This window comes from Streptacidiphilus sp. PAMC 29251 (genome assembly GCF_054208735.2).
Genome location: NZ_CM135725.2, coordinates 7,058,472 through 7,071,981 on the forward strand (window position 1 = coordinate 7,058,472; position 13,510 = coordinate 7,071,981).

Sequence of the window (13,510 nt, forward strand, 5' to 3'; positions counted from 1 at the left end):
GCCCGCTCAGCTGAGCCGCCGGGCTCGGCTGAGCAGGGTCTGCAGCAGCACCACCACCGCCAGGAACGCCCCGTTGACGGTGTCGGTGAAGGCCGACCCGTACTGCGAGAAGTAGTGGTCGATCAGATTGTGGATGACCGCGAGCAGCAGCACCCCGCAGACCGTGCCGCCGATCGACCCGGCGCCGCCGGTGAGCAGGGTTCCGCCGATCACCACCGAGGCGATCGCGGTGAGCTCGTAGCCGACGCCGATGGTGGTGACGCCTGAGCCGAGCCGGGCGCCGGCCAGCGCGCCGGCCGTCCCGGCCAGGGTGCCGGAGAGCAGGTAGACCAGCACCTTGGCGCGGACCACCGGCAGGCCCATCAGCACCGCGGCGTTCTCGTTGCCGCCGAGCGCGGTCAGCGTGGCGCCGAACCTGGTCCTGGTCAGCAGCAGCGCGCCGAGCCCGAACAGCGCGGCGACGATCAGCACCGGCGGCCAGACCCCGCGCCCAGGTTCCGGACGACCGAGTGCTGCGGGATCAGATAGGTGGTCGAGCCCTCGTTGGTCAGCGCCTGCAGCAGGCCGCGGGCGCCGAGCAGCCCGGCCAGGGTGACGATGAACGGCGCCATCCCGGCCCTGGCCACCAGCAGGCCCTGCACCGTTCCCCAGAGCGCGCAGACCGCGATCGGCAGCAGGATCGCCAGCCAGGTGCCGGTCTGCGCGCCCCTGGCGGCGAGCACCCCGCCGAGCGCGTAGAGCGAGCCGACCGAGAGGTCGATCCCGCCGGTGGTGATCACAAAGGTCATCGCCAGTGCCAGCAGCCAGACGAAGGCGTTGTTGCCGAGGATGCTGCTGATGTTGGACCAGGTGGGGAAGGTGCTGGAGGTCGCCGACGCGATCACGCAGACCAGCACCAGGACGGCCAGCGCCCCGCGCCGCTGGATCTGCCCCGACAGCTGTTCCAGCCGGGTGGACGGTTCGGCGGCGCCCTTCGGCGCGGCGTCGGGGGCGGGTGTCGCGGCGGTGCTGCGCGCGGTGGTGGAACTCATCGGGTACCACGCTCCCGGGAGGCGTAGACGGCGAAGCAGATGATGGCGGCTTCGACGAGTTGGGTGTACGAGGGGGGCACATTGTGCTGGTTCAGCACGGCGCTGATCAGCTGCATGAACAGGGCGCCGGCCACGGTGCCGGCCACCCGGACCCGGCCGCCGCTGAGCGGGGTGCCGCCGACGACCACGGCGGTGATGGCGCTCAGCTCCATGCTGAGGCCCTGGTTGGCCGGGTCGGCCTCGGCCCCGTGGCCGACGATCAGGATCCCGGCGAGCGCCGAGAGCACCCCGGAGATGACATAGACGGTGATCAGCACCCGGCGCACCGGCAGCCCGGCCAGCCGTCCGGCCTGCCGGTTGTCGCCGATCGCGACCAGCTGCCGGCCGAAGGTGGTGCGGCGCACCACCAGGCCGACCACCACGGCCGCCAGCAGTCCGATCCAGGCCATCAGCGGCACCCCGAGCAGGCTGTTCTCGCCCAGGGCGAGCAGGTTCGGGTCGGTGATCGGCTTCGCCGAGGAGCCGTTGACCAGCTCGGCCAGCCCGCGTACGCCGATCATCAGCGACAGTGTCGCCACGATCGGCTGCACCCCGGCGAAGGCCACCATCGCCCCGGCCGCCAGCCCGGAGACCGCCCCCAGCGCCAGCGCCAACGGGACCGCCACGCCCAGGCCGTAGCCCAGGTAGAGCGGGACCACGGCGGCGGACAGCGCGATCACCGCGCCGACCGAGAGGTCGATCCCCTCGGTGCCGATCACCAGCGCCATCCCCAGCGCCACCAGCAGCGTCGGGGCCAGCTGGAACAGCTGGATCCTGGCGTTGCCGGCGGACAGGAAGGTGGTGTCCAGCGACACCGCGATCACCAGCAGCAGCACCAGCGCCGCGTAGACGCCGTACTCCTGGAGCAGGTGCAGCAGCCGGGCCCGGTCGAGGACCGGCCCGCCGCGTTCCGCCGTGGTGGTACTCAACGCTCGTTCTCCTCAGCTGAGGCGGTGACAGGTGACGGGTCGTCGGCCGGGTTGCCGGCGTGGTCGGTGTCGGTGTGGCCGGCCTTGCCGGCGGGTCCGGCGGCGAGGGCCGCGAGCAGGGCGGTCTCGGTGACCTGGTCGCCGTCCAGACGGCCGACCATCCGGCCCTCCTTGAGCACCAACACCCGGTCCGAGCCCTCGATCAGCTCCTCCAGCTCGGAGGAGATCAGCACCACGGCCATCCCCTCGGCCGCCAACTCCTCGATCAGGCCCTGTACTTCGGCCTTGGCGCCGACGTCGATGCCCCGGGTGGGCTCGTCCAGCAGCAGCACCTTGGGGTTCATGCAGAGCCAGCGCGCCAGCAGCACCTTCTGCTGGTTGCCGCCGGACAGGTCGCTGACCTTCTGCTCCGGGCTGGACGCCTTGATCCGCAGCCGGTCCATGAACAGCTTCACCACCGCGTCCTGCTTGGCGGTGGAGACCACCCCGCCGCGGGACAGCCGGGGGAGCGCGGCCAGCACGATGTTCTCCCGCACCGACAGGCTGGGGACGATCCCCTCCACCTTGCGGTCCTCGGGCAGCAGCACCACCCCGGCCCTGATCGCCGAAGCCGGGCTGCGGTGCCGCAGTTCGACGCCGTCCACGGTGACCGTCCCGGCGTCGCTGGGCAGCGCGCCGACGATGGCCTTGGCGGTCTCGCTGCGCCCGGAGCCGAGCAGCCCGCCCAGGCCCAGCACCTCGCCGGCCCGGACCTCCAGGTCGACCCCGTGCAGCCGGTGACGGACGGTCAGATTCCTTGCGCTGAGCACCGGTTCGCTGTCGTCCCGGGTGTGCTCGGTGTCGCCGAAGGCGGTCGCCCCGCCGCGCTTCACCTCGGACATCTCCCGGCCCAGCATCAGCGAGATCAGCCGCAGCCGGTCGAGCCCGGCCATCTCGCCGGTGTGCACCACCTCGCCGTCGCGCATCACGGTGACCCGGTCGCAGATCCGGTACAGCTCCTCCAGCCGGTGGCTGACATAGACCACGGCGATGCCCTGTGCCCGCAGTCCGCGGATCACCCCGAACAGGGTGTCCACCTCGCGCGGCTCCAGCGAGGAGGTGGGCTCGTCCATGATCACCACCCGGGCGTCGATCCCCACCGCCCGGGCCAGCGCGACCATCTGCTGCGCGCCGAGGCCCAGCGTGTGCAGCGGACGGCTGACGTCGGCGTGCACGCCGTAGCGGGCCAGGGTGGCGGTGGCCTCGCGCAGCATCCGGCGTTCGTCGATCAGGCCGAAGCGGCGCGGCTCGCGACCGAGGAAGAGGTTGCGGGCCACCGACATCAGCGGGACCAGGTTCACCTCCTGGTAGATCGTGGAGACCCCGGCGGCCTGGGCCGCCAGCGGGCTGTGGAAGGCGAACTCCTCGCCCGCCAGCCGCATGCTGCCCGCGTCCGGCTTGTGCACCCCGGTGACCACCTTGATCAGGGTGGACTTCCCGGCGCCGTTCTCGCCGATCAGCGCGTGCACCTCGCCGGGGCGGAGGCTGAAGTCGACGCCGCGCAGGGCGTGCACCCCGGCGAGCGAAGCTCTTGCTGACGCCGGAGACCTCGAGCACGGGTGCCGGAACGGGCTCGGCTGCGGGCTCGGGCTCGGGTATGTCGGTGGGTGGTGTCTGGGGCACCGGTTGCCTCCTTGCCATGACGATCGTGCGGGCGCCCGCGCCTCGGGGTCGGTACCGGGCGCGGGCGGTTCCTCGGGGCCGGGTCAGTAGACGAGGCCCTGGGCCAGCGCGTCCTTGGCGTTGGCGGTGGTGAAGTGGTTGTCCTTGATGATCACCTTGGGCTGGACCCCGGCGGTGCCGAAGAAGTCCTGCAGCGACTGGAAGGCCAGCGGCCCGAACCGCGGGTTGGTCTCGATGTCGGCGGCCAGCTGGCCCGAGACGATATCCTGCACCGCCTGCTGGATCCCGTCGATGGACACCACCTTGATGTCCTTGCCGGGGGTCTTCCCGGCCGACTTGATCGCCTGCAGCGCGCCCAGCGCCATCCCGTCGTTCTCCGCGTAGACCGCGGTGATGTCCGGGTGGGCCTGGAGCATCTGCTCCATCACCTTCTGCCCGTCGGTCTGGTCGAAGTTGGCGGTCTGCGAGGCGACCACGGTCAGGTTGGGGTACTTGGCCGCGAGCTCGTCGGTGAAGCCCTTGGTGCGGTCGGTGGAGACGTTGTTGCCGGGGGTGCCGGAGAGGATGGCGACCTTGCCGGTGCTGCCGGTCGCGGTGGCCACGTCGTCGGCGGCGATCTGGGCCTGGCCGTAGAAGTTGGAGCCGATGAAGGCGATGTAGTCGCTGCAGGCGGTGCCGGTGACGCTGCGGTCGATGGTCAGCACCGGGATCTTCTTCGCCTTGGCCTGCGCCAGCGCCGGGCCGAGGCCGTCCGAGTTCTCCGGCGCCACGATCAGCACCTTGGCGCCCTGCGCGATCATGTCCTCGATCTGCGAGTTCTGGGCGTTGACGTCGGCGTTGGCGTTGCGCTCGATCAGCTTCACGCCCAGCGTCTTGGCCTGGGCCTCGATCGACTTGGTCTCGGTGGCCCGGAACGGGTTGCTGGTGGACTCGGACTGGGAGAAGCCGACCACGGTCTTGCCGTCGGTGATGTTCAGCGCGGGGACGCCGCCGCCGTAGGTCGCGGCGGTGCAGCCGGGTCCGGCGCTCGCCGAGGGGGTGACCACCTGCTGGGCGGCGGCCGTGTTGGCGGCCGAGGCCGAGCCGGTCGAGCCGGCGGCGGTGGTGCTCGCCTTGGTGCAGGAGCTGGCGGTGAAGCAGAGGACGGCGGCGAGGGCGGTTGCGGGGACGGCCTTGCGCAGCATGGTGGCGTTCATGCGCCGATCACATCCTTGTGAGGGTGGGGTGAGGCAGTGCGGGGAGGCGTTGCTGGGGGCGGTTGCAGTGGGCAGTGCGGGGGCTCATTCCAACGATGTAACGGGGACATTGAGACATCAGTCCCAGGGTGTGTCAAGGGTTTTGGTCGGTCCTGGGGACGTTCGATTGCCGATGGAAGCTCTCCGCTGCCGCCAAAAGGGCCCTGGGCCTGCAATGTTGTCATTTTGATGAGCTTTTGCCGCCGATTGCGATCGTTCTTGTTAGGTCTTGACGTGTTCTGTTGGAAGTGCCTCAATGTGCGTTACAACGATGTGCATTGACTCCCTCGCGCCCCACCCTTCGCGAACCAAGGACGATCCATGCCCGCATCAGAACCCGCCGGCCGCCGCGACGTACTCCGCTGGAGCGCCGCGCTCACCGCCGCCACCGTCGCCGGAACAGCCGGAACCTGGGTCCGACCGGCGGTCGGTCGAGCCGCCACTGCCGCCTCCGCCTCCGCCGTTTCCTTCGCCTCCTCCTCGGTTTCCGCCGCCGCGGTGACCCCGTCCGCCACGACCTTCTCCCCGCTGCGGCCGCCGGCCGTCCCGCTCGCCGTCCGCTCCCCGTACCTGAGCAGCTGGCTTCCCGGTGACAACCTGGCCGGGACCTGGCCCAGCTTCTGGAACGGCCACATCACCGCCCTCTGCGGCCTGGCCCGGATCGACGGCACCGCCTATGTCTTCGCCGGCAACCCCGCCCTGCCGGCCGGCGGTCCGGCGCTCACGGTGATGCAGCAGACCTCGCTGCAGCTCACCGCCACCCGCTCGATCTACACCCTGACCGGCGGCGGAGTCACCCTGACCGTCACCTTCTTCTCCCCGGTCGACCTGGGAAACCTGCAGCGCCAGAGCGTCCCGCTGAGCTACGTCACGGTCCAGGCCACCAGCAGCGACGGCCGCGGCCATGCCGTCGACCTGCACCTGGACGTCTCCGCCGAGTGGGTCCACGGCGACACCGCCACCCCGGTCAACTGGGCCCAGCAGACCGTCGGCTCCCTGGTCGCGTTGACCTGCCAGCCGGCCGCTCCCGGGGTGCTGCAGGAGCACAACGACCAGGCGTCCTGGGGCTCGCTGGTGCTGTCCGCCCCCACCGGCAACGGCACCAGCTGGCAGATCGGCCAGGACACCGTGGTCCGCGCCGCCTCGGCCGGCACCGGCCGCCTGGCCAACACCGTGGACAGCGCCCAGCCCCGCGCCATCAGCGACCGCTGGCCGGTCCTCGGCATCAACCGCGACCTGGGCACCCTCGCCGCCGGAGCCACCTCCACTCCGTTCACGCTCAGCCTCGGCCATGTCCGCACCCCCGCGGTGAGCTACCTCGGCACCCAGCTCCAGCCCTGGTGGACCCACTACTGGGGCTCCTGGCAGGACATGCTCAGCTGGTTCGCCGGCGACTACGGATCGGCGCTGAGCGCGGCCACCGCCCTGGACCAGCAGATCCACGACGCGGCCACGGCCGCGGTCGGCGGCGGGAGCACCGGCGACCACTACGCGGCGGTCTGCGCACTGGCCCTGCGCCAGGCCGTGGCCGGCACCGAGCTGGTCGCCAGGAACGGGGCGCCGTGGGCCTTCCTCAAGGAGATCTCCTCGGACGGCAACGTCAGCACCATCGACGTCACCTACCCGGCCTTCCCGGCGTACCTCTACCTCTCACCGGCCTATCTGCAGCTGCTGCTGGCGCCGATGCTGGAGTACGCCGAGCACGGCGGCTGGCCGAAGGCCTTCGCCGAGCACGACCTCGGCTCCAGCTACCCCAACGCGGCCGGGCACAACGACGGCAACGAGGAGGACATGCCGGTCGAGGAGTCCGCCAACATGCTGATCATGGCGGCGGCCGTGGTCCAGCGGCTGCCCGCAGCCACCGGCGCCGCCTTCGCCCAGGCCCACTACCCGATCCTGCGGCAGTGGGCCGAGTACCTGGTCGGCAACACCCTCGACCCGGGCTCGCAGAACCAGACCGACGACTTCACCGGCTTCATCGCGCACAGCGCCAACCTCGCCCTCAAGGGCATCATCGGCGTCGGCGCGATGGGCGTCATCGCCGCCGCGGCCGGCAACAGCGGTGATGTGACCCGCTATCAGGGGATCTCCCGCGGCTACGCCAGCCAGTGGGTCAGCAAGGCGGAGGACTCCTCCGGCACCCACCTCAAGCTCGCCTACGACCAGGACGGCACCTGGAGCCTGAAGTACAACGGCTTCCCGGACCGGCTGCTCGGCCTCGGCCTGGTCCCCACCGGCGTCGCCGCCCAGGAGGCCGCCTGGTACCAGTCGCACGCCGGCGCGTACGGCGTCGTCCTCGACCCCCGCAACGCCTACACCAAGGGGGATTGGGAACTCTGGACCGCGGCCTGGCTCGCCGACCACACCGCGACCAGGAACCTGCTGGTCGAGGGGGTCTACGGGTTCGCCAACAGCACCCCGCAGCGGGTCCCGCTGTCCGACTGGTACGTGGTCGCCAGCGGCGCCCAGCAGGGCTTCGCCGACCGCCCGGTGGTCGGCGGGATGTTCGCGCTGCTGCTCCCGCCCGCGGCGAGCGCCACCAGTTGGCACCGGATCCAGAACAAGAACTCCGGCAAGCTGCTCGCGGTCTCGGGCGCCTCGCTGGCCGACACCGCCGAGGTCACCCAGTGGACCGACAACGGCACGGCGGACCACCTCTGGTCCCTGGTCGACAACGGCGACGGCAGCTACCGCATCGTCAACCGCAACAGCGGCAAGGTACTCGCCGTCCACAACCAGAGCACCGACGACGGCGCCCACGTCCAGCAGTACCAGGACAACGGGACGCCGGACCACCTCTGGAAGCTGGTCGACAACGGCGACGGCTGGAGCCGCATCGTCAACGTCCACAGCGGCAAGGTGATCGCGGTGGACGGCCAGTCCCAGACCGACGGCGCCCAGATCACCCAGTGGGACGACAACGGCACCCCGGACCACCTCTGGAAACTGCTCTGAGCCGAGGCCCGGTCGCCGACCGTTCCCCCGGGTTTCGGGGGAGCGGCGGCGGTGCCGTCACCCTGCCGTGGGCGCACGTCGCGTGCGGTGGGCCCTGGTCAGGGCGACGGCCGGGACAGCGCATAGCCGAGCATCGGCCACGTCTCCCCCTTCGCCTCCTGGGACTTGTCGCGCTGCGGATCACGGCGAAAGCCCGCGCGCGATGCCGCCTGCCGCGAGGGGACGTTGTCCCGGTGAGCACGAAGCCACAGCTCGTCCAGGCCCACGCTCTGGAATGCCCAGGCACTGAACTGGGCCACCGCCCGGGTCGCCACCCCGCGTCCACGCGCGTCGGCGGCGACCCAGTAGGAGATCTCCCCGGCCTGTCCGTCATGCCGCAGTGCGATGTTGCCCAGCCGCTGCCCGGTGACCGAATCGCAGATGAGGAAGCCCTCCTGGTCAGCGGCCTCCCGCAGCCGGGCGATCGCCGCCCGCACCTGCGCGGCGTCCAGCGTCGGCGGGTCCGTCGTGAACCGCTGGATCAGCGGATCGCGCACGCTCTCCGCGTACCAGCCCGCATCCTCCTCGGCCCACCCGCGAAGCCGGACCACCCCGTCGTCCAGCACATGATCACCCATAGCCGAACGCTGCCTGTTCCGGCACTGGCGGCGTTGCCGGTCTCCCGCGGTCACCCCGCTCACACGGCGACCGGTACCGACTCGATCCACCACTCGGCCCCGCTCTCCGTGCGCTTGCGCGCCTGCTCCCGCTCCGCCTCCGCCCGGGTCAGGAACACCGAAACGGGACTCGCCTTGCCGGCAACGCCGGGGAGGTCGCCAAGGCGGAACATCAGGACGTAGACATAGCGATACGTCGAGCGATCCTGAGCCCGCGCCGAGCCCGTCCGATCTGTCGCGGCGACGGCATCGACAAGATCCTCAAGCCTGGCGGCCCTGCCGGTCAGGCCACTGTCGACGCCGATGAGCATCTGGTCCGACCAGGGCGGCGAGCCCTCCTCGACCACGCCCGCGAAGCGGCTCGGCTCGTGATCGCCGCCGAGGTCCTCGTGCCAGCCGAAGGCGCCGCAGACCACAAAGTCAGGGCTGCCCCGGGTCTCCAGGACCAGGATCCGGTCGCCGCCCGTCGGGGTCGGCGCGATCTGCTCCCGGATCCCCTCGGCCTCCTCGGCGGTGGCGCAGCGAACCACCAGGCCGTCGTAGTCCTGACGGAGCTTCATCGCCTGCACGGGCTTGAACAGCAGATCGACGCGAGTCGGCCCGCCTGCGCCGCTGCCGGCCTCCCGCCGACTGCGCAGCAACGTCTGGCCGTGGCTGACCGTCTGGGCCCACAGGCTGAACTGCCGACCCGAACGGAACAGCTCGCGACCAGGAGCGAATGCCTGCTCCGTGTTGAACCACTGACTCGATTCCATGCCGGTCAGGCTCCCTTCCCGCGGCCCTCGTGGTCAACGCACCCACCATCCTGCCACCACCGGGTGCGGTGGGATGGAGCATGGAGCGACGTCGCCAAGGTGCGGGATGCCTGCGCCCGGGGCGATCTCCCTTCTAGCAGCGACCGAAGCTCGACCGAGTCCGAATGAACGCCCGGGGCCGCCGACCCGAACCAGCCCCGCAGAGCCTCCCGGTACCCTTAAGTGACAACCCGTCAGCCACTCGCTTGATATGCCCTGGAACCACTGCCGCTGACCTTGTGCGACGTCTAGCATCCGACTATGCGAAACCCTCGGGCCGTAGCGGCCGTCATCGCCCTACTCGCGCTCCCGCTCTCCGCCTGCTCCGGTGGCGGCAGCGGCAGCGGCAGCGGAAGCGGCAGCAAGGAGACCGCCGACCTTCCGGCAGCCGCGCAGTTGCTGGGCAGCGGTGCGACGGCGATGACCGCGGTGCAGTCGGTGCGGTTCTCGATCAACGCGAGCGGCCAGATCTCGGGCCTCGCCCTGCGCAGTGCCACCGGCCAGCTGACCCGGGCCGGGAACGCGCAGGGCACGGCGTCGCTGTCGGAGAGCGGCGCCCTGGTGGAGATCAACTTCGTCATCGTGGGCTCCACGGCGTACATCAAGGGCGCGACCGGTGGCTACAGCAAGGTCCCGCTCCAGGTCGCCACCGCGGTCTACAACCCCGAGGCGATCCTGGACCCGGACAAGGGGGTCGTGAAGCTGCTGCAGACGGCGACGGGTGCCCGGACGGTGGACCGGGAGACTCTGGACGGGCAGTCGGTCTACCACGTGAAGGCGCTGCTGGCGCAGCCGGTGCTGGCCACGCTGGTGCCCGGGGACTCTTCGAGCGAGCAGGGCGATCTGTGGCTGACGGTGTCCTCGTCGCAGCTCGTGCGGGTCTCGTTCCCCGTACAGACGGCATCGGGAGGCAGCGGCTCGGTGACGGCCTCGTTCTCCGATTTCGGCGCACCGGCCACGATCACCGCTCCGCCGTCGTGACCGCCGACGACACAGCCGACGTAACAGCCGACGCCACCGGGCCAGCGCGCACCAGGCGGCACGCCGTCCTCGGTGTCACCGGCGTGGTCACGCTGCTCGGGTCGCTGGACGCGTATGTCATCGTCACCCTGCTGAACTCGATCACCAATGACCTGGGCATCCCGCTCAACCATCTGGAGCGGGCCACGCCGATCGTCACCGCGTACCTGCTCGGCTATGTCGCTGCCATGCCGCTGCTGGGGCAGAGCGCGGACCGGTTCGGGCCGCGGCGAGTGCTCCAGTCCTGCCTTGTCGTCTTCGCAGCCGCCTCGGCGCTCACCGCGAGCGCGCACAGCCTCCCACTGCTGGTCGCCGGGCGGCTGGTGCAGGGCGCCGCGGCAGGTGCGCTGCTGCCTGTCACGCTCGCGCTGGCCGGCCGCCTGTTCCAAGGCCGGGCAAGGCCCGTGGCGCTCGGTTCGGTGGGCGCCGCGCAGGAGCTCGGGAGCGTGCTGGGCCCGCTGTACGGGGCCGGCGTCGCGGCACTGACGGGCTGGCGCGGGGTGTTCTGGGTCAACGTCCCGCTCGCGCTGGTCGCCGTGGCGGTGGTGGAGTTCACGGTGCCGGCCTCGGCGTCGCCCGCGCAGGGCGAGCCGGCCGAGAGCCGACGCACCGACCTGGTCGGCGGCACGCTGTTGGCGGTGGCGCTGGCGCTGCTGGTGGCGGCCCTGGACAACCAGGACCCGCAGCGTTCGGTACTGCCGAGCTGGGGCCTGCCCATGCTGCTCGGCAGCGCGGTGGCGCTGGCGTCCTTCGTGCTGTGGGAGCGCCGCAGTCGGACGCGCCTGATCGACACCGGCCGGATGCGGCGGCGCCCCTTCGCCGCAGCGATGGCGACGAGCTTCTGCGCCGGCGTGGCGCTGCTGGTCACGCTGGTGGACGGGGAGTTGGTGGCGCAGTCGCTGCTGGGCGAGAGCTCGGTGGGTGGCGCGCTGCTGCTGCTGTGGTTCCTGGCGGCGCTGCCGGTGGGTGCCGTCATCGGCGGTCTGGCCGGGCGCCGACTGGGGCACTCTGTCGTGGCCGCGGCCGGCATGGCGGTGGCGGCCGTGGGCTATTTCCTGATCGCGGCGTGGCCCCTGGCGGCTCTGGCCGCCCACCTCGGCCCGCTTCCGCTGGCGCAGACCGACCTCGTGATCGCGGGCCTGGGTCTGGGCCTGGTGATCGCGCCGGTGGCGGGGGCGGTGTTGGACTCGACGGACCCCGGGCAGCACACGGCGGCCTCGGCCGCAGCCGTGATCTCCCGGACCATCGGCATGCTGGTCGGCGTGGCGGCGCTGTCGGCGTGGGGGCTGCACCGCTTTCAGACGCTGACGGCCCACCTCAACATGCCGGTCCCGGGCACGGGCGACTTCGCGAAGGCGTGGCCGGCCTACCAGCATGCGCTGCACGTGGCGCTGCACACCGAGTACAGCGACATCTTCCGGGTGACGGCCCTGGTCTGCGCGCTGGGCGCCTTGTGCGCGCTGGGACTTGCCGACCGGACGTCCGGCGGTTGACCAGCCGGACCAGCCGGACGACGAGGCCGACCCACCACGCCGGCCCCGGCAGGTCACTGACCTGCCCGTTGGCTCAGAAGCCGAAGTCCTGGGTCCACCACGGGCCGCCGCTGCTGGCGTAGTACGCGCCGACGCCGAGGGAGTGGTAGGTGCAGTTGAGGATGTTGGCGCGGTGGCCGGGGCTGTTCATCCAGGCGGTCATCACGTCGTCGGGGGTCTGCTGGCCCATGGCGATGTTCTCGCCGCCGAGGTTGGTGATGCCCAGGGCCTTGGCCCGGTCCCAGGGTGACTTGCCGTCGGGGTCGGTGTGGTCGAAGAAGTTCCTGACCGCCATCTCCTGGCTGAAGTTCTGGGCGAGGGTGTTCAGCGGCTTGGAGGCGGTGAGCGCACCGCAACCCGCCTTGGCGCGTTGGACGTTGACCAGGGCGAGGATCTGGCTCTGGTCGGTGGCGACCAGCGCGGCGGTGGTCCGACTGGCAACGCTGCTGGACGCGGTCGGCGTGGCGGTGGTCGCGGTCGGCGTCGCCGAGGCCTTGACCGTGGGCGTCGGCGTGGGCTTCGGCTTCGGGGTGGCGGAGGGGCGGACGCTGCTCCCGGCCGTCGCGCCGGGCCCGCTGCCGACGGTCACGCCGCCGGTGACGGCGGGCTCCGCGGTGCTGGTGCTGGTGCCGCCGCTGCGGTGGGCCACCGGACTGCGGCCGGCCGGGTCGCCGGCCACCACCACGCTGGCGGGCACGCCGGGCGGCAGCGGCAGCACACCGCTGAACACCCCGCCCGCGCCTGCGGCCAGGGCCGTGCAGCAGACCGCGAGCACGATCCGCGGCCCCCGCCTGCGCTTGCGCCTGCTGGTGCCCGAGCGGGCGGAGCGGCGGTGCGAGGAGTGGTTGCTCTGTGCGTGACGGGGCATGGCTGCCGCTGTCCCTTCCTGGCCCCCCGACCGAAGACTGGCCATCGTCGCTCACCCGAACGGGTGATGCAGGGGAGCGTAGGGCATAACCGGTGGGACGCGCGGGCAGGTGCGGCAACCTGCTGGTGAGAGACTTGTGCCCATGGGTGACGAGGTCCGGATGACCGCCTGGGTGCGCGGCGCGGTGCAGCAGGTCGGGTTTCGCTGGTGGACCAGGTCACGCGCGCTGGAGATAGGACTGCTCGGTTACGCGTCCAATCTGGGCGACGGACGGGTACAGGTGGTGGCCGTCGGCGGCCGGGAGCAGTGCGAGCTCCTGCTGGAACTGCTGCGGCACGGCGACACGCCCGGCCGGGTCGACGGGGTCACCGAACTGTGGGGCGATCCGCCGGACGACGAGTTCGCCGGCTTCGCGATCCGCTGAGCCGCGCTGACCTGCACCGGACCCGCGCCGGGTGACCGCTGTGCGGTCGGGCGCGGGCCGGAGGGGCCTTGCCGCAGTCATATGGTTGCGCTCTCGGCCATACCGTGGTTGACTCCGCTCCGAGCGGTGATCCACCGCCACTGCGCGTAGCGTGACGAATCCGCTGCCTGGCGACGTGGCCGGGGTTGCACGCTGTGATCGTGTTGACCCTTTTCGCGTTTGGTGAGACGCTGGAAGCCCGCGCACTCGCACGTACAGTCCAAGGCGTTCGGCCCCGAAAAGCCTGACAAAGACTGCCCTCCGGGTGCGTCCCACAACCACGACCTCACCTTCATCGGTCGGTCACTCAGCGTGGAGGACCATCC

The 13,510-nt window shown here is 71.4% G+C and carries 9 protein-coding genes and 2 pseudogenes; 4 read left to right on the forward strand and 7 right to left on the reverse strand.

Annotated features, from left to right (window positions below; all coding sequences use genetic code 11):
- Positions 1–6 precede the first annotated feature (6 nt).
- The 4 genes and pseudogenes from ACXKR8_RS33675 to ACXKR8_RS33690 all read right to left on the reverse strand — a co-directional run bounded on the left by ACXKR8_RS33675 (position 7) and on the right by ACXKR8_RS33690 (position 4,857).
- Positions 7–1,031, reverse strand: a pseudogene (locus tag ACXKR8_RS33675) (ABC transporter permease).
- On the reverse strand, positions 1,028–1,999 hold the full coding sequence (locus tag ACXKR8_RS33680) for an ABC transporter permease (protein ID WP_458268345.1): 972 nt from the start codon (positions 1,997–1,999) through the stop codon (positions 1,028–1,030). The pseudogene ACXKR8_RS33675 and the gene ACXKR8_RS33680 overlap by 4 nt, the downstream one beginning before the upstream one ends.
- Positions 1,996–3,679: pseudogene (locus tag ACXKR8_RS33685) on the reverse strand (sugar ABC transporter ATP-binding protein). The gene ACXKR8_RS33680 and the pseudogene ACXKR8_RS33685 overlap by 4 nt, the downstream one beginning before the upstream one ends.
- A gap of 65 nt (positions 3,680–3,744) precedes the next feature.
- Positions 3,745–4,857 (reverse strand): ABC transporter substrate-binding protein, encoded by a 1,113-nt coding sequence (locus ACXKR8_RS33690; RefSeq protein ID WP_458268347.1) that lies wholly within the window; start codon positions 4,855–4,857, stop codon positions 3,745–3,747.
- Between the two features lie 360 nt (positions 4,858–5,217).
- Between ACXKR8_RS33690 and ACXKR8_RS33695 the strand changes: the two genes are divergently transcribed.
- Positions 5,218–7,851, forward strand: a complete 2,634-nt coding sequence (locus ACXKR8_RS33695; protein WP_458268348.1) for a glutaminase domain-containing protein — start codon at positions 5,218–5,220, stop codon at positions 7,849–7,851.
- Positions 7,852–7,949: 98 nt separating this feature from the next.
- Here ACXKR8_RS33695 and ACXKR8_RS33700 read toward each other — a convergent pair whose 3' ends face one another.
- Together ACXKR8_RS33700 and ACXKR8_RS33705 are read right to left on the reverse strand one after the other, a co-directional pair.
- A complete protein-coding gene (locus ACXKR8_RS33700) occupies positions 7,950–8,468 on the reverse strand; it encodes a GNAT family N-acetyltransferase (protein WP_458268349.1) in 519 nt (172 codons plus the stop codon).
- Between the two features lie 59 nt (positions 8,469–8,527).
- Positions 8,528–9,262 (reverse strand): hypothetical protein, encoded by a 735-nt coding sequence (locus ACXKR8_RS33705; protein ID WP_458268350.1) that lies wholly within the window; start codon positions 9,260–9,262, stop codon positions 8,528–8,530.
- Positions 9,263–9,562: 300 nt separating this feature from the next.
- On the opposite strand from ACXKR8_RS33705, the gene ACXKR8_RS33710 reads away from it, so the two are divergent.
- Positions 9,563–10,282 carry an LppX_LprAFG lipoprotein gene (locus ACXKR8_RS33710; RefSeq protein WP_458268351.1) on the forward strand — a complete coding sequence of 240 codons (720 nt, stop codon included), beginning with the start codon at positions 9,563–9,565 and terminating at the stop codon, positions 10,280–10,282.
- Positions 10,279–11,814: an MFS transporter gene (locus ACXKR8_RS33715; protein WP_458268352.1), complete on the forward strand. Its 1,536-nt coding sequence runs from the start codon at positions 10,279–10,281 to the stop codon at positions 11,812–11,814. The genes ACXKR8_RS33710 and ACXKR8_RS33715 overlap by 4 nt, the downstream gene beginning before the upstream one ends.
- 73 nt (positions 11,815–11,887) lie before the next feature.
- Here ACXKR8_RS33715 and ACXKR8_RS33720 read toward each other — a convergent pair whose 3' ends face one another.
- Positions 11,888–12,721, reverse strand: a complete 834-nt coding sequence (locus tag ACXKR8_RS33720; protein WP_458268353.1) for a CAP domain-containing protein — start codon at positions 12,719–12,721, stop codon at positions 11,888–11,890.
- A gap of 142 nt (positions 12,722–12,863) precedes the next feature.
- On the opposite strand from ACXKR8_RS33720, the gene ACXKR8_RS33725 reads away from it, so the two are divergent.
- Positions 12,864–13,145 carry an acylphosphatase gene (locus tag ACXKR8_RS33725; protein ID WP_458268354.1) on the forward strand — a complete coding sequence of 94 codons (282 nt, stop codon included), beginning with the start codon at positions 12,864–12,866 and terminating at the stop codon, positions 13,143–13,145.
- Positions 13,146–13,510 lie beyond the last annotated feature (365 nt).